General features: G+C 66.7%; 18 protein-coding genes and 2 tRNA genes. 4 read left to right on the forward strand and 16 right to left on the reverse strand.

All coding sequences use genetic code 11. The features are described 5' to 3' along the window. The 10 genes from ABEA07_RS14800 to rpsB all read right to left on the reverse strand — a co-directional run bounded on the left by ABEA07_RS14800 (nt 1) and on the right by rpsB (nt 10,365). A complete protein-coding gene (locus tag ABEA07_RS14800) occupies nt 1–564 on the reverse strand; it encodes an OmpH/Skp family outer membrane protein (protein WP_345538758.1) in 564 nt (187 codons plus the stop codon). Then, nucleotides 564–2,981: an outer membrane protein assembly factor BamA gene (bamA, locus tag ABEA07_RS14805; RefSeq protein ID WP_345538759.1), complete on the reverse strand. Its 2,418-nt coding sequence runs from the start codon at nt 2,979–2,981 to the stop codon at nt 564–566. The genes ABEA07_RS14800 and bamA overlap by 1 nt, the downstream gene beginning before the upstream one ends. 38 nt (nt 2,982–3,019) lie before the next feature. Beyond that, on the reverse strand, nt 3,020–4,390 hold the full coding sequence (gene rseP, locus ABEA07_RS14810; protein ID WP_345538761.1) for an RIP metalloprotease RseP: 1,371 nt from the start codon (nt 4,388–4,390) through the stop codon (nt 3,020–3,022). 21 nt (nt 4,391–4,411) lie between these two features. After that, entirely contained in the window at nt 4,412–5,593 is a 1,182-nt protein-coding gene (gene ispC / locus ABEA07_RS14815; protein ID WP_345538762.1) for a 1-deoxy-D-xylulose-5-phosphate reductoisomerase, read from the reverse strand. Nucleotides 5,594–5,598: 5 nt separating this feature from the next. After that, nucleotides 5,599–6,444, reverse strand: coding sequence for a phosphatidate cytidylyltransferase (locus ABEA07_RS14820; RefSeq protein ID WP_345538763.1), 846 nt, complete (start codon nt 6,442–6,444; stop codon nt 5,599–5,601). Between the two features lie 5 nt (nt 6,445–6,449). Further along, nucleotides 6,450–7,187, reverse strand: a complete 738-nt coding sequence (uppS, locus tag ABEA07_RS14825; protein WP_345538764.1) for a polyprenyl diphosphate synthase — start codon at nt 7,185–7,187, stop codon at nt 6,450–6,452. A 1-nt stretch (nt 7,188) separates the two neighbouring features. Continuing rightward, nucleotides 7,189–7,749, reverse strand: coding sequence for a ribosome recycling factor (frr, locus tag ABEA07_RS14830; protein ID WP_345538766.1), 561 nt, complete (start codon nt 7,747–7,749; stop codon nt 7,189–7,191). A gap of 14 nt (nt 7,750–7,763) precedes the next feature. Then, complete coding sequence (gene pyrH, locus ABEA07_RS14835) at nt 7,764–8,486, reverse strand: UMP kinase (RefSeq protein ID WP_345538767.1); 723 nt, start codon at nt 8,484–8,486, stop codon at nt 7,764–7,766. An 84-nt stretch (nt 8,487–8,570) separates the two neighbouring features. Next, nucleotides 8,571–9,497, reverse strand: a complete 927-nt coding sequence (tsf, locus tag ABEA07_RS14840; protein ID WP_345538768.1) for a translation elongation factor Ts — start codon at nt 9,495–9,497, stop codon at nt 8,571–8,573. Nucleotides 9,498–9,609: 112 nt separating this feature from the next. Next, nucleotides 9,610–10,365, reverse strand: coding sequence for a 30S ribosomal protein S2 (rpsB, locus tag ABEA07_RS14845; RefSeq protein ID WP_345538769.1), 756 nt, complete (start codon nt 10,363–10,365; stop codon nt 9,610–9,612). A gap of 182 nt (nt 10,366–10,547) precedes the next feature. Here rpsB and ABEA07_RS14850 point away from each other — a divergent pair, with 182 nt between their 5' ends. The 3 genes from ABEA07_RS14850 (at nt 10,548) to ABEA07_RS14860 (ending at nt 14,848) form a co-directional block, all read left to right on the forward strand. Further along, entirely contained in the window at nt 10,548–11,879 is a 1,332-nt protein-coding gene (locus ABEA07_RS14850) for an amidase (protein ID WP_345538770.1), read from the forward strand. A gap of 223 nt (nt 11,880–12,102) precedes the next feature. Beyond that, complete coding sequence (locus ABEA07_RS14855; RefSeq protein WP_345538772.1) at nt 12,103–13,359, forward strand: D-amino acid dehydrogenase; 1,257 nt, start codon at nt 12,103–12,105, stop codon at nt 13,357–13,359. A 34-nt stretch (nt 13,360–13,393) separates the two neighbouring features. Then, nucleotides 13,394–14,848 carry an NAD(P)H-hydrate dehydratase gene (locus ABEA07_RS14860; RefSeq protein ID WP_345538773.1) on the forward strand — a complete coding sequence of 485 codons (1,455 nt, stop codon included), beginning with the start codon at nt 13,394–13,396 and terminating at the stop codon, nt 14,846–14,848. 6 nt (nt 14,849–14,854) lie between these two features. Here ABEA07_RS14860 and ABEA07_RS14865 read toward each other — a convergent pair whose 3' ends face one another. Continuing rightward, nucleotides 14,855–15,616, reverse strand: coding sequence for an SDR family oxidoreductase (locus tag ABEA07_RS14865; RefSeq protein ID WP_345538774.1), 762 nt, complete (start codon nt 15,614–15,616; stop codon nt 14,855–14,857). 19 nt (nt 15,617–15,635) lie between these two features. After that, nucleotides 15,636–17,903 carry a ribonuclease R gene (gene rnr / locus ABEA07_RS14870; RefSeq protein ID WP_345538775.1) on the reverse strand — a complete coding sequence of 756 codons (2,268 nt, stop codon included), beginning with the start codon at nt 17,901–17,903 and terminating at the stop codon, nt 15,636–15,638. 76 nt (nt 17,904–17,979) lie between these two features. Between rnr and ABEA07_RS14875 the strand changes: the two genes are divergently transcribed. Next, a tRNA-Leu gene (locus tag ABEA07_RS14875) sits at nt 17,980–18,064 on the forward strand. 81 nt (nt 18,065–18,145) lie between these two features. Here the strand turns inward: ABEA07_RS14875 and rimO are convergent. The 4 genes from rimO to ABEA07_RS14895 form a co-directional block, all read right to left on the reverse strand. Beyond that, the gene (gene rimO, locus ABEA07_RS14880; protein WP_345538776.1) at nt 18,146–19,555 is read right to left on the reverse strand and encodes a 30S ribosomal protein S12 methylthiotransferase RimO; all 1,410 of its coding nucleotides are present in this window, start codon (nt 19,553–19,555) and stop codon (nt 18,146–18,148) included. An 18-nt stretch (nt 19,556–19,573) separates the two neighbouring features. Then, the gene (gene phaR, locus ABEA07_RS14885; protein ID WP_345538813.1) at nt 19,574–20,104 is read right to left on the reverse strand and encodes a polyhydroxyalkanoate synthesis repressor PhaR; all 531 of its coding nucleotides are present in this window, start codon (nt 20,102–20,104) and stop codon (nt 19,574–19,576) included. A 124-nt stretch (nt 20,105–20,228) separates the two neighbouring features. Further along, nucleotides 20,229–20,597, reverse strand: coding sequence for a hypothetical protein (locus ABEA07_RS14890; RefSeq protein WP_345538777.1), 369 nt, complete (start codon nt 20,595–20,597; stop codon nt 20,229–20,231). A gap of 166 nt (nt 20,598–20,763) precedes the next feature. After that, nucleotides 20,764–20,840 (reverse strand) — tRNA-Val (locus ABEA07_RS14895). Nucleotides 20,841–20,843: the final 3 nt, after the last annotated feature.

Genomic DNA, 20,843 nt, shown 5'->3' on the forward strand with positions numbered 1-20,843 from the left:
TCACTTGCCGCCCGCGATGGACGCATTCAGCGCCTTGATCACCTTCTCGGTGATGTCATGCTTGGGGTTGATGTAGATCGCCTCCTGCAGGATGGCGTCGTACTTCTCGGCCTCGGCCACCTGCTTGACCACACGGTTGGCGCGCTCGTAGACCTGCTGCAGTTCCTCGTTCTTGCGGGCGTTGAGGTCTTCCTGGAACTCCCGGCGGCGGCGCTGGAAATCGCGGTCCTGATCGATCAGGGCGCGCTGGCGGGTGGCGCGCTGGCTCTCCGACAGCGTGGGCGCCTCGCGCTCGAACTTCTCGGAAGCCGTCTTGAGCGCTTCGCCCTGTGCCTGCAGGTCCTTCTCGCGCTTCAAGAACTCTGCCTCGAGCTTCGCCTGTGCCGCCTTGGCGGGCTGCGCCTCGCGCAGCACGCGATCAGGATTGACGAAACCGATGCGGAAGGTTTCCTGCGGCTGCGCTTGCGGCTGCGATTGCGGTTGCGTCTGCGCCACCACGGGCAGGCCCACGAGCGCGAAAGCGGGGATCAGCAGCGCACCGGCGGCACGAAGCAAAGGAGTCATTAGAAGGAGGTTCCGATCTGGAATTGCAGGCGTTGAATTCTATCCTTGGGGATCGGGTGCAGCGGATCGGTCGTGTCTTCCTTCTGCTGCCGCACCGGGAACGCATAGGCCAGCCGCAGCGGGCCCAGCGGCGAGATCCAGCTGATGCCCAGGCCGACCGACGCGCGCAGCTTCTTCTGCGCCTTCCACTGGGCATCCGTCATGGACGGATCGCGCTTTTCCGCGAACACATTGCCCACGTCGAAGAAGCCATAAAGGCGCAGGGTACGGTCATTGCCCGCACCCGGGAAGGGAGTGCTCAGCTCCATGTTGAAGATGGCCTTCTTGGTGCCGCCGAGCGCCGCGCCCTCAGTCTGACCAAACAGCGGTACATCGCGCGGACCCAGCGAGTTCTGTTCGAAGCCCCGCACCGAGCCCAGGCCGCCCGCGTAGAAGTTCTTGAAAATCGGGAAAGGCTTGCCGCCAAAGGGCTTCGCATACCCCACTTCGCCGTTGATGGCAAAGGTGTATTGCTTGCTGATTGGGAAGAACTGCTGGTACTGGTAGCTGCCTTTCCAGTACTTCATGTCGCCACCGGTGCCGATCTCCAGGTTGGCCCGCTGCAGGCGGCCACGGGTCGGAACCAGTGCGCTGTCACGGTCATCCCGCGACCAGCCCACGGACAAGGGAACGCCCCAGACGCTGTCGTTCTTGCAGTCGCTGACCACGCCCTGCGCAGTGGTGGTGCAACCGAAGTAAGTGCGGTAGGACTGCGGCGTCACGTAGGCGATGTTGTTGCCCGGATCGAAGCGGAAGCGCTCCAGGCCAATGCCGAAGTAGACCGTGTCGGTCTCGCTGAACGGCACGCCGAAGCGGATGGTGCCGCCCTCGTTGACCAGGCGGTAGTCACCGTCGACGCTGTAGTAGGGCCGCGTCGTGGTGTGGAAAAGGCTGAAGCTGCGGGAGATGCCGTCCTTCGTGAAGTACGGGTCGGTGGTCGTCAGCGACAAGCTGCGGGCGTACTTGCTGGTGTTGACCTGCACGCCCAGGTAGTTGCCGGAGCCGAACACGTTTTCCTGCGCGATGCCGAAGGTGAAGGACACCTTCTCGGCGCTCGAGAAGCCGGCGCCAAGTTGCAGCGTGCCTGTGGGCTTCTCCGTCACGTTGACGGTCAGGTCGACCTGGTCCGGCGAGCCCGGCACCTCCTGCGTTTCCACGTTCACGTCCGTGAAGAAGCCCAACCGGTCCACGCGGTCGCGCGACAGCTTGATCTTGTCGCCGTCGTACCACGAGGCCTCGTACTGGCGGAACTCGCGACGGATCACCTCGTCGCGCGTCTTGTTGTTGCCGCCGATGGACACCCGCCGCACGTACACGCGCCGCGAGGGCTCCGCCTTGAGGGTAAGCGCCACGCGGTTGTTCACGCGGTCGATCTCCGGCTCCGCCTGCACGCGCGCGAACGCATAACCGAAGGTGCCGAAGTAGTCACTGAAGGCCTTGGTGGTCTCCGTCACCTGCTCGCCGTTGTAAGGCTCGCCCGGGCGGATCGTCACCAGCGACTTGAACTCGTCGTCGCGCCCCAGGTAGTTGCCCTCCAGCTTGACACCCGAGACCACGAACTTCTCGCCCTCGGTGATGTTCACCGTGATGCTCAGGTCCTGCCGGTCCGGCGAGATCGCCACCTGGGTGGAGTCGATGCGGAACTCCAGGTAGCCGCGCGTGATGTAGTACGAGCGCAGCGTCTCCAGGTCGGCGTTGAGCTTCGCGCGCGAGTACTGGTTGCTCTTGGTGTACCAGCTCATCCAGCCGCCGGCGTCCTGGTCGAACAGGTCCAGCAGGGTGCCCTCGCTGAAAGCCTTGTTGCCGACGATGTGCACCTCGCGGATGCGTGCGGCCTCGCCCTCGGTGACGGTGAAGGTCAGGTTGACGCGGTTGCGCTCGATGGGAGTGACGGTGGTCACCACCTGAGCGTTGTAGAGGCTGCGGCTGATGTACTGGCGCTTGAGTTCCTGCTCGGCGCGGTCGGCCAGGGCCTTGTCGTAGGGGCGACCGTCGGCCAGGCCCACCTCACGCAGGGCCTTCTGCAGCGCGGCCTTGTCGAATTCCTTGGTGCCGACGAAGTCGACGTCGGCGATGGTGGGCCGCTCCTCGACGATGACCACCAGCACGTCGCCGCTGACGTCGATTCGCACGTCCTTGAACAGACCCAGATCGAACAACGCCCGGATGGCGGCACTGCCGCGCTCGTCGTTGTAGGTGTCGCCCACGCGCAGGGGCAGCGACGCGAAGATGGTGCCGGGCTCCACGCGCTGCAGGCCTTCGACGCGGATGTCGCGTACCGTGAAGGGCTCGACGGCCCAGGCGATCGTGGCCGAGAGCGCACTGGCGACCACCACGGCTACGCTGCGCAGGCGAAAGCGACTGAGTTTATTGTTCATCTGTGATTTGAGCCGGCGCTGAAAGGGCCGACAGAAAGTTAACCGAAGAGTCGAGTCACATCGTTGAAGAGTGCGATCGACATCATGACCAGCAGTAGCGCCACACCGCCGCGCTGGAGCCGTTCCATCCATGCCTCGGAGACGCTCCTACCGGTCAGGCCCTCCCAAAGATAATACATCAGGTGTCCTCCATCGAGGACCGGCAGCGGCATGAGGTTCAGCACGCCGAGACTGACGCTGATGAGGGCGAGAAACACGAGGTACTGGGTCAGGCCCATGCTGGCGGACTTGCCAGCGTAGTCGGCGATCGTGAGCGGCCCGCTCAGGTTCTTGATGGAGGCCTCTCCGATCAGCATCTTGCCAAGCATGCGCACCGTCAGCACCGAGACTTCCCAGGTGCGCACGACGCCGCGCCACACCCCATCCACCACGCCCTGCCGCACCGTGGTCATCTCGGGCGGTGTGCCCACGTAGGCACCGATGCGCCCGATCTTGTTCGCGCCTTCCTCGCGGACCTCCGGCGTCACTTCGAATCGCAGCGGCTGGCCGGCGCGCTCGATCTGCCAGGTCTGCGTACGCGGCCGGCCGTCATCGACCGAAGCCCGGATGGCATCGCGCAGTTGCTGGCCGTCGACGATGGCGGTGCTGCCCACCGCGCGCACCACATCGCCGCTGCGCAGTCCGGACCGTTCGGCTGCGCCGCCCGCCATCACCTCGCCGATCTCGGGGCGCGTGAGCGGCGTGACGATCCCGATCTTGCGGAACATCTGCGCGTCGGCATCCCTGGCGCCGATCCGGCTGAGGGGCAGCACGACCTCGCGCGCGGGGCGCCCGGGTTCGCCCGCGATCTCGAGCGCCAGGTCACGGCCGTCGAGCGCGCCGCGCGTGATGCGCCAACGCAGGTCCTCGAAGGACTGCACCGGCTCGAGTTCGCCATCGAAACCGGCGCGGGCGACGAGCTCGCCGCCACGCAGGCCCGCCTGCTCGGCCAGCGTGGCCGCGGCCGGACGGGCCAGCCGTGCGACCGGCTCGTCCACGCCGATCCAGTTGACCGCTGTGTAGAGCACGACGGCCAACAGCAGGTTGGCGAGCGGGCCCGCCGCCACGATGGCGGCGCGCGAACGCAAGGGCTGCGTGTTGAACGCGCGGTGCCGTTCTGCCGGTTCCACCGGCCCTTCGCGCTCGTCGAGCATCTTGACGTAACCGCCCAGGGGAAAGGCGGCGATGACGAACTCGGTGTCCTGGCCCGGGTGCTGGCGTTTGGGCTTCCAGCGGTAGAGCGTGTGGCCGAAGCCGATGGAGAAGCGCAGCACCCGCACCCCGCAGGCCACCGCGACGCGGTAGTGGCCGTATTCGTGCACGGCGATCAGCAGGCCCAGCGCGACGATGAAGGCAACGACGGTGAGCATGGATGTCCCCTGTTATGGATGTCAGGCCGCAAAGCGCAGCGCCGCCGCGTTGGCCGCCGCCCGCGCACTGGCGTCCAGCGCCAGCAGATCGGCCAGCGAGGCCGGGTTGGAGGGCAGGACCGCCTCCAAAGTTTCCACATTGACCGCGTGGATGCGGTCGAAGCGCAGGCGATGGTGCAGGAAGGCGTCGACCGCCACCTCGTTGGCCGCGTTCAGCACCGCGGTCGTGCCGGGCGCCGCCCGCAGTGCCTGCCAGGCCAGGTCCAGGCCGGGGAAAAGCCGCGCATCGGGTGCATCGAAGGTCAGCGCCGCCAACTGCCGGAAATCCAGAGAAGCTGCGCCGCTCTCGATGCGCTCGGGCCAGGCCAGCCCGACCGCGATAGGCACCCGCATGTCGGGCGTGCCGAGTTGGGCGATCACGGAGGCGTCGGTGAACTGCACCATCGAGTGCACCACGCTTTGCGGATGGATCACAACTTCGATCTGCTGGGGCGTCACGCCGAACAGGTGCCGGGCCTCGATCACCTCGAGCGCCTTGTTCATCATGGTCGCGGAGTCCACGGAGATCTTGCGCCCCATGACCCAGTTCGGGTGGGCGCAGGCCTGCTCCGGCGTGACCGCGGCCAGGGTCTCCGGCGCGTGGGTGCGGAACGGGCCGCCCGAGGCGGTCAGGATGATCTTGTCGATGCGCCTCGGCCAGGTGGCCACATCTTCCGGCAGTGACTGGAAGATGGCCGAGTGTTCGCTGTCGATGGGCAACAGCGTGGCCCCGCCTTCGCGCACCGTCCGCATGAACAGTTCGCCGCCGACCACCAGCGCTTCCTTGTTGGCGAGCAGGAGGCGCTTGCCGGCGCGCGCGGCAGCCAGACAGGGGCCGAGGCCGGCCGCGCCCACGATGGCCGCCATCACGGCATCGCATTCTTCGTGAGAAGCGATGGCCTCGATGGCGTCGGGACCCTGCAGGACCTCGGTGCGCAGCCCGGTGCCCCGCAGCTTGTCGGCCAGCAACCGGGCATGCGGCGCGCTGGCCATCACCGCGAAGCGCGGCGCAAAGCGCAGGCACTGGGCCAGCAATTCATCGACCTTGGTGGAGGCCGACAGCGCGAAAACCTCGAAGCGCCCGGGGTGCCGAGAAATCACGTCCAGCGTGCTCACGCCGACCGAGCCGGTCGATCCAAGCACGGTGATGCGTTGTGGTTTCATGCCATTCATAAAGAGGCCAGCATCATCGCGATGGGCAGCGTCGGCAAGAGCGCATCGACCCGATCGAGCACGCCACCGTGGCCGGGCAGCAGCGCGCTGCTATCCTTGGCGCCGGCGCTGCGCTTGACCAACGATTCGACCAGGTCGCCGACGACGCTCATCGCGGCCAGGAACAGTACACCGAGCAGCAACAGCCACCAGCCCCGCTCGGCCAACCGGGTGTAGAGGCTGGCAACGGCGGGGCGCGCGGCCGCGTCCGCCCAGACCCAGGCCAGCGCCAGCACGACGACACCGAGCATGCCACCCCAGACGCCCTCCCAGCTTTTGCCGGGACTGATGCTGGGCGCCAGCTTGCCCTGGGTGAATCGAAGGCCGAACGTACGGCCGGCGAAATAGGCGAACACGTCGGCCACCCAGACCAGCACGAGGATCGAGAGCAGGAAGTTGATCCCCACCATGCGCGCCTTCACCACCGCCAGCCAGGCCACCCAGAGCACCAGCATGCCGCACACCAGGCGCAGCCCGCATGGCACCCGCGGCCAACCTGGCACGGCTGCACGAAGCAAAGCCGCACCACCCAGCACCCAGGCGCCGCTGGCGATGATCCAGACCATCAGCAGCGGGCGGTCGAGCAGCCCGAGCCACCAGGACAGCAGGCACAGGACAGCCATTTCCGCCCCGAAGAACAGCGACATGCCCGAGCCGTACCCGTTGAGGCGGCCCCACTCCCACGCCCCGGCAACCACCAGGGCCAGCATCACGCAGGCAAAGGGCAGGTGCGAGGGATAGAAGAGCGCGGGCAGCAGGATCGCCAGCAAGACGACCGCGGTGATGATGCGTTGCTTGAGCATCGCGCTCAGGCCGCCTGCGGATCGCGCCGTTCGCCGCCTGCCAGCTGCGCGGAAGTCTGCCCGAAACGGCGCTCGCGCCGCCGGAAGGCCTCGATGGCCTCGTCCAGCGCGGCCTCATCGAACTCGGGCCAGAGCTTGTCGCTGAAGAAGAGTTCGGCGTACGCGCTCTGCCAGAGCAGGAAGTTCGACAAGCGCTGCTCTCCGCCGGTACGGATGAAGAGATCCGGATCGGGCACGTGCGACAGCGCCATGGCAGCATCCAGGTTGGCCTCGGTCGGAGGCTCGCCTCGCGCGGCCAGTTGCGCCGCGGCGCGGGCAATATCCCAGCGCCCGCCATAGTTGAAGCAGACGTTGAGCACCAGGCGCGTGTTGTGCGCGGTGGCGGCTTCGGCCTGCACCAGGCCGGCGGCGATCTTGTCGGACAGGCCGGCACGTTCACCGACGAAATAGAGCCTCACGCCGTCCTGGATCAGCTTCGGAACCTCGCGGCCGAGGGCGACGACCAACAGGTCCATGAGCCCCGACACTTCTTCGACGGGGCGATTCCAGTTCTCGGAAGAAAAGGCGAACACCGTCAGGACCCCTACCCCACGGTCGGCACACGCCTTGACGCAGCGGCGCAGCGACTCGACGCCCTGCTTGTGCCCTGCCACCCGCGGCAGGAAGCGGCGCGTGGCCCAGCGCCCATTGCCATCCATGACGATGGCGATGTGGTGGGGGACGCCGGTGTTCTGGCTGCTCATCTCAGACAGCCATGATCTCCGCTTCCTTGGCCGCCACCAGCCGATCGATCTCCGCGATGTGGCGGTCGGTCACCTTCTGGATCTCGGCCTCGGCACGCTTCTGCTCGTCTTCGGAAGCCAGCTTGTCCTTGACCAGCTTCTTGATCGCATCGTTGGCGTCACGCCGCAGGTTGCGGGTCGCGATTTTCGCGTTCTCACCCTCGGTCCGCACCAGCTTGGTCATTTCCTTGCGGCGCTCTTCGCTCATCGGCGGCATGGGCACGCGGATCAGGTCGCCCATCGAGGCAGGGTTCAAGCCCAGGTCGCTCTCGCGAATGGCCTTCTCGATCTTCGCGCCCATGCTCTTCTCCCAGGGCTGGACGCTGATGGTGCGCGAATCGATCAGCGCCACGTTCGCCACCTGGGACAAGGGCACCGAGGAGCCGTAGTACTCGACGTGGATCGAGTCGAGCAACGCCGGGTTGGCACGCCCGGTGCGGATCTTCGTCAGGTTGTTCTGGAACGCCGCGATCGACTGATTCATCTTGGCGTCGGTCGTGCTGCGGATGTCGGCAATGGTCATCTTCTCTTTACTCCTCAGGCATGCACCAGCGTGCCTTCGTCCTCGCCCATCACGACGCGCTTGAGCGCACCGTGCTTGAAAATCGAGAACACCTTGATCGGCAGCTTCTGGTCCCGACACAGCGCGAATGCCGTGGCGTCCATGATGCCGAGATTGTGCGCAATGGCCTCGTCGAAGCTCAGGCGCGCATAGCGCGTGGCCGCGAGGTCCTTCTTGGGGTCGGCGGTGTAGACGCCGTCAACCTTGGTCGCCTTGAGCACCAGTTCCGCGCCGATCTCGGCGCCACGCAGCGCAGCGGCGGTGTCGGTGGTGAAGAAGGGGTTACCGGTGCCGGCTGCGAAGATCACGACCTTGCCCTCTTCCAGGTACTGCAGGGCCTTCGGCCGCACGTAGGGCTCCACCACCTGTTCGATGGCAATGGCCGACATCACGCGCGCTGTCAGGCCCTGCTTGTTCATGGCATCCGCGAGGGCCAGCGCGTTCATGACGGTGGCCAGCATGCCCATGTAGTCGGCCGTGGCACGGTCCATGCCCACCGAACCGCCGGCCACGCCGCGGAAAATGTTGCCGCCGCCGATCACGACGGCAACTTCCACGCCCATGTTCACCACCTCGGCCACCTCTTCGACCATGCGAACGATGGTCGCACGGTTGATGCCGAAGGCGTCGTCACCCATCAATGCCTCGCCCGACAGCTTCAACAAGATTCGCTTGTGGGCCGGACGGGGTTCGAGCATGAAGGTTTCCTTTGAACTGAGCGAGGCGAGTGTAAAACGTGCAGCGTGGAAGCGGCGGCGCTCCGGCGCCGCCGTTGCCACCGATCAGGCAGCTGCAGCCTTGGCGGCCGCGACCTGTGCCGCCACTTCGGCGGCGAAGTCGTCGACCTTCTTCTCGATGCCTTCGCCAACCACATAGAGCGTGAAGCTCTTGATCGTGGTGTTGGCGGCCTTGAGCATCTGCTCCACGGTCTGCTTGTCGTTCTTCACGAAGGCCTGGTTGTGCAACGAGACCTCCTTGAGGTACTTCTGCACGCCGCCCTCGATGCGTTTGGCGACGATGTCGGCCGGCTGAGGCTGCTTGCCTGCGGCCTCCGCAGCCTTGCGGTCTTCCTCGGCCTTGCCGGCAGCCACGGCGCGCTCCTTCTCGATGAGCTCGGCAGGCACGTCCGACGAGGCGATCGCCACCGGCTTCATGGCGGCGACGTGCATGGCCACATCCTTGGCAGCGGTGTCGTCACCCTCGAACTCGACCATCACGCCGATGCGGGTGCCATGCAGGTAGGAGGCCAGCTTGCCGTTGCCGGCGAAGCGCTTGAAGCGGCGGAAGCTCATGTTCTCGCCGATCTTGCCGATCAGGCCCTTGCGCACGTCTTCCAGCGTGGGGCCGAAGCTGTCCTGCTCGTAGGGCAGCGCGCCCAGCGCCGCCACGTCGGCCGGATCGCGCTCGGCGACCAGCTTCGCGGCGGCGTTGGCAAACGTCAGGAAGCTGTCGTTCTTCGAAACGAAGTCGGTTTCGCAGTTGATCTCGACCATGGCACCGACGCCGTTCTCGACGTACGCCGCCACCACGCCTTCGGCCGTGATGCGGCTGGAAGCCTTGCCGGCCTTGTTCCCCAGCTTGATGCGCAGCAGCTCCTCGGCTTTTTCCATGTTGCCTTCGGCCTCGGTCAGCGCCTTCTTGCACTCCATCATCGGTGCGTCAGTCTTGGCGCGAAGCTCGGCGACCATGCTAGCGGTGATTGTTGCCATGTCGTTTCTCCGTTCGGTTTAGCAGTTGCGACTCCCCTCGCCGGGGATCGCGAAAATCAAGTTAAAAAAAAGGGGCATCGAAGCCCCTTCTTCAGGCGCTCGCGGGCCTGAATCAGGCGGAAGCACCCTCTTCGACCTCGACGAATTCATCGGCATTGCCTTCCGACACGGCCTTCGCGACATCAGCCACGGCACTGGCACGGCCCTCGAGGATCGCGTCCGCGATGCCACGGGCGTACAGCGTGACGGCCTTGGAGGAGTCGTCGTTGCCGGGGATCACGTAGTCGATGCCCTCGGGCGAATGGTTGGAGTCCACCACGCCGATCAGCGGAATGCCCAGCTTCTTGGCTTCGGCCACGGCGATCTTGTGGAAGCCCACGTCAATCACGAAGATGGCGTCGGGCAGCGCGTTCATGTCCTGGATGCCACCGATGTCCTTCTCGAGCTTTTCGATCTCGCGGTTGAAGGTCAGCTGTTCCTTCTTGCTGAGGTTGTCGAGGCCGGCTTCCTGCTGGGCCTTCATGTCCTTCAGGCGCTTGATGGAGGTCTTGACAGTCTTGAAGTTGGTGAGCATGCCGCCGAGCCAACGGGTTTCGACGTAGGGGACACCGGCGCGGCGCGCCTCGGTCGCCACGATCTCACGGGCCTGGCGCTTCGTGCCCACCATCAGGATGGTGCCGCGGTTCGCGGTGAGCTGCTTGGCGTACTTCATCGCTTCCTGGAACATCGGAAGCGTCTTTTCCAGGTTGATGATGTGGATCTTGTTGCGATGGCCAAAGATGTACGGAGCCATCTTGGGGTTCCAGAAGCGGGTCTGGTGACCGAAATGGACACCGGCTTCCAGCATTTCGCGCATGGTCGTCGACATAGGAAATTCTCCAAAGGTTGGGTCTAAAATCCAGCCCGTTTTGCGTCCCTCGAAGAAGGGCTGCAACACCTCGAAGGGGCTGGTTTGCGGATGTGTTTTGCGCCGGGAAAGCACCCAGAGTGAAACCCGTTGAGTATAGCACGCACCACCCTTGGCCCCCTCTTCCCCAGCCACCTCACACCATGCGCCCTGATTTGCACGCCACCCGCCTCGCCCTGATGGCGGGTGCTTCCGATGCGCGCACCGAGATGGAGCATTCCATCTCCGCTGCAGGTTCTCCAGCCTGCAACCACGTCTTCACCCGGTCCCTCTTCGAGGAGGGACGCCTGGCTGCCGCGGCCGCCCGGCCGGCCCAGCCGCTTGCCGGCCTGGCCTTCTCGGTCAAGGACCTGTTCGACCTGGCCGGCCAGCCGACCCCGGCCGGCTCCGCGGTCCTTTCCCATGCCCCCGCGGCCAAGGCGGATGCGACCGCCGTGGCCCGGCTGCGCGCCGCCGGTGGCGCCCTGATCGGTCGCACCAACATGACCGAATTCGCCTTCTCCGGCGTGGGCGTCAACCCGCACCATGGCACGCCGGCCAATCACGCGGACCCATCGACGCCGCGCATCCCCGGCGGCTCGTCTTCGGGCGCCGCGATCTCGGTGGCCAGCGGGGCTGCCTTCATTGGGCTGGGGTCCGACACCGGCGGCTCCATCCGCATCCCGGCGGCGCTCAACGGCATCGTGGGTTTCAAGAACACGGCGCGGCTGGTGCCGGCGGACGGCGCCCTGCCGCTGTCGACGACGCTGGACACGGTCTGCGCGATGACACGCTCGGTACGCGACGCGATCGTCGCCCACGAGATCCTGGCGGCCCGTCGCGTGACACCGGGGACCGCCCCTCTCGCCGCATACCGCCTGGCCGTGGTCAAGGACCTGTTCCTGGACGACATGGAGCCCGCGGTCGCTGCCGCCTTCGAGCGCACCCTGCGCACCCTGCGGGCCGCCGGTGCCCGGATCGACGAGATCGCCCTGCCCGAGCTGGCCGAGCTGCGCACGCTCAACTCGACTGGCGGCTTCTCCGCCGCCGAGTCCTACGCCTGGCACCGCCTGCTGCTGGAACGCAGCGGCGCCGGCTACGACCCGCGGGTGGCCCAGCGCATCCTCAAGGGCGCAACCATGAAGGCACACGAGTACATCGACCTGGTCCACGCGCGGCGCGACTGGATCGCCCGCATGGAATCGGCCCTCGCTCCCTTCGACGCACTGCTCTCGCCGACGGTGCCGATGGTGGCCCCGCCCATCGCCGAGGTCGCGCCGGGCGAAGAGCGCGACGACGCTTTCTTCCGCATCAACGCCTTGCTGCTGCGCAACCCCTCCGTGGTCAACATGCTCGACGGGTGCGCCATCTCGCTGCCCTGCCACGCAGAAGGTGAACTGCCGGTCGGCTTGATGCTGTGGCATGCGGCCCTACACGACGACGCCATCCTGGCCGTCGCACTGCAGGCGGAGCGCGAGTTGCAAGCGCCACACTAGTCCACCGAAACATTGAGATGGATGGTGAGGGCCGCCCGGGACGGGATGCGATGCAAGGCGCAAAGCGCAGCGGTACCCGTGGATATCGCGAGCATTTGCAACGCCGCAGTGCGCCCGTATCGGCTGGACGGCACCAGCCGATTTCAGTGTTTCACCGGACTCGCCACCCGCCAGTCGACGCCCGTCCCCGCGCGGGCGGCCCTTTTCTCACCCGAACCATCGAATGAAGATCGCGATCGTGGGCGCCGGCATCATCGGTGTCACCACAGCCTGGGAGCTGGCCTCGGACGGGCACGAAGTCATGGTCTTCGAACGCCGCGGCGCCGCCGCCGAGGAGTCCAGCTTCGCCAACGCGGGCGTGGTCGCCCCTGGCTACGTCACCCCCTGGGCAGCGCCCGGCATGCGCGGCAAGGTGCTGCGGTCGCTGCTCTCCACACACGGCTCGGTGAAGCTGCGCTGGCCGTTGTCAGGCCGCGACCTCGGATGGATGATGCTCTGGCAGCGTGCATGCAAGCTCGAAACCTACCTGGCGAACCGGGCACGCATGCAGCGGCTCGCCTTCTACAGCCGCACCCGTCTGCACCAGATCACCGAAGCGCGGGAGCTCAGCTACGAGCGCAGCGACGGCTACCTCGTGCTGTTGCGCACCAAGCGGGACAAGAAAATGGTGCAGCCCGGCCTCGAGGTCCTGCGCCAGGCCGGCACCCGCTTCCGCGAGGTGGACGCCGACGAGGCCCGCCGGATCGAGCCCGCGCTGAGCACCGAGCCCGCGCTGGCCGGCGCCATCCACCTTCCGGACGACGAGGTCGCCAACTGCCGCCAGTTCGCGCTGCTGCTCAAGTGGGAGGCCGAAGCGCTGGGTGCGCAGTTCCACTTCAACTGCGACCTCGCGCCCTTCAACCGTGCGGCGCCGACGGAACTTCGGCTGGCCAGCGGTTCCGATGGACTTCGCTTCGACGCGGTGGTGGTGTGCGCCGGCGTGGCCTCGGCCGAACTTCTCAGGCCCTTGGGCCTGCGCATCCCGCTCGCGCCGGTCTACGGCCACTCGATCAGTGCCCAGATCCGCGAGCCGCTCAACGCACCGCGCAGCGCGGTGATGGACGAACGCTTCAAGGTGGCGATCTCGCGCCTCGGCTTGCGCGTGCGCGTGGCCGGCAGCGCCGAGATCGGCGGCTCCCTGGGCACCATGCACCCGGATGCGCTGCGAACCCTCTACAAGGTGCTGCAGGACTGGTTCCCCGGTGCCGTCACGCTGCAGGCTGGCGTCCAGCAGTGGAAAGGCGCGCGGCCGATGCTGCCGGACGGCCCGCCGATCATCGGCCCGAGCGGCGTGCCCGGCGTGTGGCTCAACCTGGGGCATGGCTCCAGCGGCTGGGCACTGTCTTGCGGCAGTGCGCGGGTGCTGGCGGACCAGATGGCCGGCCACGATCCTGGCATCGACCTCGAGGGCTTGGGGATCGAGCGTTTGCTGCAACACTAGCAGTTCCCCTATTTCACCGGCCTGGAGCGCCCGCATGCAACGCATTACCGCGGCCACTGCCGCCCCGCTATTCGGCACGGACGCATCGCGACGGATCGAACAGGCCGCCGCGGCCACCCTGCCGCCCCACGCGCTGATGCAGCGCGCCGGCCTGGCGGTGGCCCGCCTGGCGATGGCTGTGGCCCCGAACGCCCGCACGATCTGGATCGCCTGCGGGCCCGGCAACAACGGCGGCGACGGCTTGGAGGCAGCCGCTCAGCTCCAAGGCCGCGGCTTTGCGCCGGTCGTTACGCGAATCGGAGACGATACTCGCCTGCCGCCCGATGCACGCGCGTCGCTGCAACGGGCGCGGGATGCCGGCGTGCGTTTCGCCGATGCGCCGCCGGCGCACGCCGATCTGGTGCTCGATGCCCTGCTCGGCCTCGGCGCCGCCCGCGCCCCTGGAGGGCTCATGGCCGATTGGCTGCGGCGCATGCACGCGGGCCCCGCGCCGGTCTTGAGCATCGACCTTCCGTCCGGTTTGAATGCCGACACCGGCGCCCTGTCGCTGAACTTCCTGGCGCCCGCGGCCCACCGCACGCAGGACGCCCGCCGCCTTTGCCTGAGCCTGCTGACACTCAAGCCGGGCCTCTTCACCGGACAAGGGCGCGACGCCGCCGGCGAACTCTGGTTCGATGATCTGGCGGCTTCGCCAGGCGATGTGCCTCTCACCGCTCGCCTGCCCGGCGCACCGGTCCCGATGAACCGGCGCCATGCCACCCACAAGGGCAGCTATGGCGACGTGGCCGTGGTCGGCGGGGCGCCCGGGATGGCCGGAGCCGCGTTGCTGGCGGCCACGGCCGCGCTCCATGGCGGCGCAGGCCGGGTGTACCTGGCGCCTCTCGATGCGGCCCTGCCTGCGCTGGCACCCACGCAGCCCGAGCTGATGTTCCGGCGGCCCGCAGCGCTGCCGTTGGAGGATCTGACAGTGGTCTGCGGTTGCGGCGGCGGCGAGGCCATCCGCGACCTGCTGCCCCAGGTCCTCGGCGGCTCGCGGGCGCTGGTGCTCGACGCCGACGCGCTCAATGCCGTTGCCGCCGACGAGGCCCTCCAACGCCAACTGGCCGGCCGCGCCGGCCGGCCCACGGTGCTGACGCCGCACCCGCTGGAAGCCGCGCGCCTGCTGGGCACCGGCACGGCCGAGGTGCAGGCCGATCGGCTGCGCGCCGCGACCGAACTCGCGCAACGTTTCGGCGCCACCGTCGTGCTCAAGGGCTCGGGCACCATCGTCGCCGCACCGAACCAGACGCCATGGATCAATCCGACCGGCAACGCCCGCCTCGCCACTGCCGGCACAGGCGACGTGCTGGCCGGCATGATCGGCGCGGCGCTCGCGGCCGGACACGAGCCGATGACAGCCGCTTGGCAAGCCGTGTGGACCCATGGCGAGCGCGCCGAGCGCTGGCCGGCGCACCGGCCGCTCACCGCCGGCGCCTTGGCAAGGTGCTGAAGCCGCCTAGCCGCGCCCGACGAAGGGCATCTTCGTCGCCATCACCGTGTGGAACAGAACATTGGCCTCCAGCGGCAGGTTCGCCATGTAGAGCACCGACTGGCCGACGATGGACACGTCCATCACGGCTTCGACCGCGATCTCACCGTTGGCCTGGGGCACGCCCTTGGTCATGCGCGCGGCCAGTTCGGTCAGCGCGTTGCCCACGTCGATCTGGCCGACAGCGATATCGTGCTTGCGGCCGTCGAGCGAGGCTGTCTTGGTCAGCCCCTTCACTGCATGCTTGGTCGCCGTGTAGGCCATCGAATTGGGTCGCGGCGCGCTGGCGGAGATCGATCCGTTGTTGATGATGCGGCCGCCGCGTGGCGTCTGCGCCTGCATCGTGCGGAAGGCCTGCTGGATGCAATAGAACATCCCGTTGAGGTTGATGTCGACGACCCCGCGCCATTGCTCGGGCGTCCATTCCTCGAAGGGCCCGGGCGGGTTGCCGACGCCGGCATTGTTGAACAGCAGATCGACCCGGCCGAAGCGCTCCACCGCCGCTGCGAACAGGGCCCGGACCGATTCAGGATTCGCCACGTCGGTCGGCACGGCGAATGCGCGTGCGCCTGCTCCGGACTCGTCGGCCACCTGCGCCAAGGGCTCCAGCCGGCGACCGGCAAGCACCACGCTCCAGCCGTCGCCCAGCAGGGCCAGCGCGGCGGCGCGGCCGATGCCGGTGCCGGCGCCCGTCACGATCGCGATGCGACTCTTCTTGTCTGTGCTCATTCCTTTTTCTCCTTCATTCTTAGCGACGCGTCTTGCGCCCTTTCATCTTGCTGGCAGCCTTCTTGACGGCGGAGCGGAACGCCTGCATCGCGGACTGGGGCGCGCCCCCCGGCGCGCGCTCCACCGCGGCAACCGCTTCGGGCTTCTTGCGCGCGCTGCGCTTGGTCGACGCCTTGGTCGGCACGCCGGCAGTGGCCACGCCCTTGTCCTTCATGGCGCGCGCGGCCAGCTCCTCGCCTTCGCGAACCAGACGGAAGTCGATCTTCCGGCCGTCGAGGTCGACGCGGCTGACCTGCACCCTCACGCGGGTGCCGATCGCGTAGCGGATGCCGGTGCGCTCGCCGCGCAGTTCCTGCCGCTGCTCGTCGAACTTGAAGTACTCGCCCCCGAGCTCGGTGATGTGCACCAGCCCCTCCACGTACATCGCGTCGAGCGTGACGAAGATGCCGAAGGTGGTCGCGGCCGTGACCACGCCGCCGTATTCCTCGCCCAGGTGCTCGCGCATGTACTTGCACTTGAGCCAGGCCTCCACATCGCGGCTGGCCTCGTCGGCGCGGCGTTCGTTGGCGCTGCAATGCAGGCCGGCCGCCTCCCAGGCCAGCACCTCCTTGCTCGGCGCCACGGTCGCCTTCTGCGGCTTGGCGGTGGGCGACTTCACGCGCGAGGCCAGGCGCTTGGCAAGCTTGGCGTGGGCCTCGCCCGGGGTCGGCAGCATCGGCAACTGGTACTTGGTGCGGCTCAGGATGGCCTTGATGACACGGTGCACCAGCAAGTCCGGGTAACGTCGGATCGGACTGGTGAAATGGGTGTACGCCTCGTAGGCCAGTCCGAAATGCCCGCTGTTGATCGGCGTGTAGATCGCCTGCTGCATCGAGCGCAGCAGCATGGTGTGGATCTGCTGCGCATCGGGCCGCTCCTTGGTCGCCTCGGCGATCGCCTGGAACTCGCCGGGCCGGGGATCGTCCGTGATCGACAAGCCCACGCCCATGGCTTTGAGATAGCCCCGCAGGACCTCTTTCTTTTCGGGGGTCGGCCCTTCGTGAACACGGAAGAGTCCGGGGTGCTTGCCCTCGGCGATGAAGTCCGCGCTGCAGACGTTGGCCGCGAGCATGGCCTCCTCGATCAGGCGGTGCGCCTCGTTGCGCACGCGCGGCACGATTTTCTCGATGCGCCCGGCTTCGTCGCAAATGATCTGGGTCTCGGTGGTCTCGAAGTCCACCGCGCCACGCTTGCCGCGCTGCTGCAGGAGTGCGCGATAGACATCGTGCAGGTTCAGAAGATCCTTCACGCGCTCCTTGCGCTTGGCCGCTTCCGGGCCACGCGTGTTGGCCAGGATCGCCGCCACCTCGGTGTAGGTAAAGCGGGCATGGCTGTACATCACCGCCGGGTAGAACTGGTAGGCGTAGATCTCGCCGTCGGCCGCCACCAGCATGTCGCACACCATGCACAGGCGCTCCACCTCCGGGTTGAGCGAGCACAGGCCGTTCGACAGCTTTTCCGGCAGCATGGGGATCACGCGGCGCGGAAAGTAGACGCTGGTCGCGCGGTCGTAGGCGTCGATGTCGATGGCCGATCCGGTATGCACATAGGCACTCACGTCGGCGATCGCGACCAGCAGTCGCCAGCCCTTGCCGCGGCCGACCTTGGCCGGCTCGCAATAGACGGCATCGTCGAAGTCGCGCGCATCCTCGCCGTCGATGGTGACCAGCGGAACGTCCGTAAGGTCGACGCGGCCCTTCTTGTCGACAGGCCGCACCTTGTCGGGCAAGGCCTTCGCCTCGGCCATGCAAGCTTCGGAAAACTCGTGCGGCACCCCGTACTTGCGCACCGCGATCTCGATCTCCATGCCCGGGTCGTCGATCTCGCCCAGCACCTCCTTCACACGCCCGACAGGCTGGCCGAAAAGCGCGGGCGGCTCTGTCAGTTGCACGACGACCACCTGGCCGACCTTGGCCGTGCCCGTCGCGCCCTTGGGAATCATCACGTCCTGACCGTAGCGCTTGTCCTCCGGCGCGACCAGCCAGATGCCGCCCTCGTGCAACAGGCGGCCGATGATCGGCTGCTCGGGCCGCTCGATGATCTCGACCACGCGGCCCTCGGGACGGCCGCGCCGGTCCAGGCGCACGACGCGCGCCTTGACGCGGTCTTTGTGCAGCACCGCGCGCATTTCGTTAGGGGGCAGATAGATGTCGGCTTCGCCGTCGTCACGCTGAACAAAACCGTGCCCATCGCGATGACCTTGCACCGTGCCTTCAACTTCGTCCAGCAGTCCGCCGGAGTGGCTCATATTTTTGATATATACTCTCTTTCTTTCCTGAAATTCAAAACCTGTTGCGAAGGGTCAGACCCCAAGCAGCAAGTGGGCCCAGATGGCGGAATTGGTAGACGCACTAGTTTCAGGTACTAGCGAGTAACATCGTGGAGGTTCGAGTCCTCTTCTGGGCACCAAGTTTAGACAACCCTTCTCCAGGGTTTTTGATTCAAGCCACCGGTCTCCGGTGGCTTTTTTCTTGCCTGCGACGATCCGCATCAGATGGGTAGCGCGACCAGGTCGTGCCCCTCGGCACCGACGATGCGCGCACGCGTGAACTCCCCGACCTTCAGCGTCTTGCTGATCTTCTCCGGCGGCAGCAGGCGCACCGTGCCGTCGATCTCGGGTGCATCGGCGTACGTCCGCCCGACGCCGCCCTTGCGGCCCAGGCCCGGGGCCGAATCGACCAGCACCTGCATGGTGGCGCCGATGCGCCGCCGCAGCCTGGCGATGGACACCGCTTCGGCCACTTCCATGAAACGTGCACGCCGCGCCTCGCGCTCGGCCTCCGGCAGCATGCCCGGCAATTCGTTCGCCGCCGCACCCTGGACCGGGCTATAGGCGAAGCAGCCGGCCCGATCGATCTCGGCCTCGCGGATGAAGTCCAGCAAGTGCTCGAACTCGGTCTCCGTCTCGCCGGGGAAGCCAGCGATGAAGGTGCTGCGGATCACCAACTCAGGGCAGATCTCGCGCCAGCGCGCGATGCGCTCCAGGTTCTTCTCGCCGCTGGCCGGACGCTTCATGCGCCGCAGCACGTCCGGATGGCTGTGCTGCAGCGGCACGTCGAGGTAAGGCAGCACCTGGCCGCTTGCCATCAGCGGGACCACCTCGTCCACGCTCGGGTAGGGATAAACATAGTGCAGGCGGACCCACGCCCCATAGGGCTCGGCCAGTTCGCCCAATGTGCGCACCAGCTCCAGCATGCGCGTCTTGACCGGCTTGCCGTCCCAGAAGCCGGTGCGGTACTTCACGTCGACACCAAAGGCCGAGGTGTCCTGGCTGATCACCAACAGTTCCTTGACCCCGCCTTCGAAGAGCGCCCTGGCTTCCTTCAGCACGTCGCCCACGGGCCGCGACACCAGGTCGCCGCGCATCGAGGGGATGATGCAGAAGGTGCAGCGGTGATTGCAGCCCTCGCTGATCTTGAGATAGGCGTAGTGCCGCGGGGTCAGCTTGAGCCCGGCGACACCGAAGGCCTGCGGCACCAGGTCGATGAATGGATCGTGCGGCTTGGGCAAGTTGGCGTGGACGGCGTCCATCACCTCCTGCGTGGCATGCGGACCGGTGACGGCCAGGACGCTCGGATGCATCTGCTGCACCAGATTGCCGCCGGCCTCGCCGGTCTTGGCGCCCAGGCAGCCGGTCACGATGACGCGGCCGTTCTCGGCCAGCGCCTCGCCGATGGTGTCCAGACTCTCCTTGACGGCGTCGTCGATGAAGCCGCAGGTGTTGACGATCACCAGGTCGGCGCCTTCGAAAGTCTTCGAGGTCTGGTAGCCCTCCGCGCTCAACTGGGTCAGGATCAATTCGGAATCGGTCAATGCCTTGGGGCAGCCCAGGCTGACAAAGCCCACCTTGGGCGCGGGGCCCGACAGGGTCGTGGGTTCAGGGGAAGCTAATTCGCTCATAGCCCCCTATTGTCCCCGCTAACGGTCGGCCTGCCCGCCCGGGGGGCGCTTGATGCCGAAAGCACCCAGCACCTGCTCGGTGTTCTTCTGCATCTGCTCCTGCATCTGCAGAAAGACATTTTTGGATTGCTCGACGTAGTTGCCCATCAGTCCTTGAAGCACCGGCGACTGCAGGGACATGAAACGCGACCACATCTCGGGCGTGAGGGCCTGCGCCTTCTCGGCCAGTTGCGCCTGCACCTCGGCCATGGCCTGGATGTTCTTTTCCAGGTAAGGGCCCATGTAACTCTGCATCGCGTGGCCATAGAAGCGGATGATGTTCGCCAGCACCGGCTCGGTGAACATCGGCGCGCCGCCGGCCTCCTCTTCGAGGATGATCTGCAGCAGGATGCTGCGCGTCAGGTCGTCTCCGGTCTTGGCGTCGCGCACCACGAATGGCGACTTGTCCATCACCAGTTGCCGGACCTCGGCGAGCGTGATGTAGGCGGAGGTTTCGGTGTCGTAGAGCCTGCGGTTCGGATATTTCTTGATGACCCGCTGCGCCGGCATGTCGCCAGCGGACTTCTTGCTCTGCACTACGGACTCCTTGTGGTTTGGCGCGTGGAAGCGCAAACCATTCTAGGGAGCGGGTTTGCTGCACCGCGCCAAGGTTTACCCTGACCGGGCCGAGCCGTCAATCGAGCGTCGTGGCGTACTCGGCGCCACACACTTTGCAGACCGCCGACTCGGGGCGCTCTTCGGTCATTTCGCGGAAATGCAGCGGGCTCTTGATGCCGTTGAAAACCCAGCAACGCGGGCAATGCTCGTGGCCCGCCACCGGCAGGTAGCCACGCGCCCGCTGCTCTGCACGTTCACGCGTGACAGGAGAGCCCTGCCGCACCGTTCGCGCCACGTCCTCGGCGGCCATGGTGCCGGCGCGACCGTTGGCCCGGTCATTGAGACCATAGACCACGCGCGCGAACTCCAGCGGTGCCTGGCGCAGCAGCGCTGCCAGGCGAAGTTCCTCGAGTGCCGGACCTGTCTCAGTCTCTGGCGTGGCCATTGTTTCTCCCGAATCGCGTGATGTGCCGATGAAGTCAAGGTACCACAACTGCCCACGGATTCGCCAGTCGACGAAGGCGCTAGGCCAAGTGGAGGAAGAGAGGGGGACAGCACCGTCGCGGAGGGCAGCCGCTGGTTCCGGCTGCTTCGCTTCGGGCAAGAAAGATTGGTAGGCGCGATTGGACTCGAACCAACGACCCCCACCATGTCAAGGTGGTGCTCTAACCAGCTGAGCTACGCGCCTGAG

Source organism: Variovorax defluvii (assembly GCF_039541515.1).
Classification (GTDB): Bacteria; Pseudomonadota; Gammaproteobacteria; order Burkholderiales; family Burkholderiaceae_C; genus Variovorax; species Variovorax defluvii.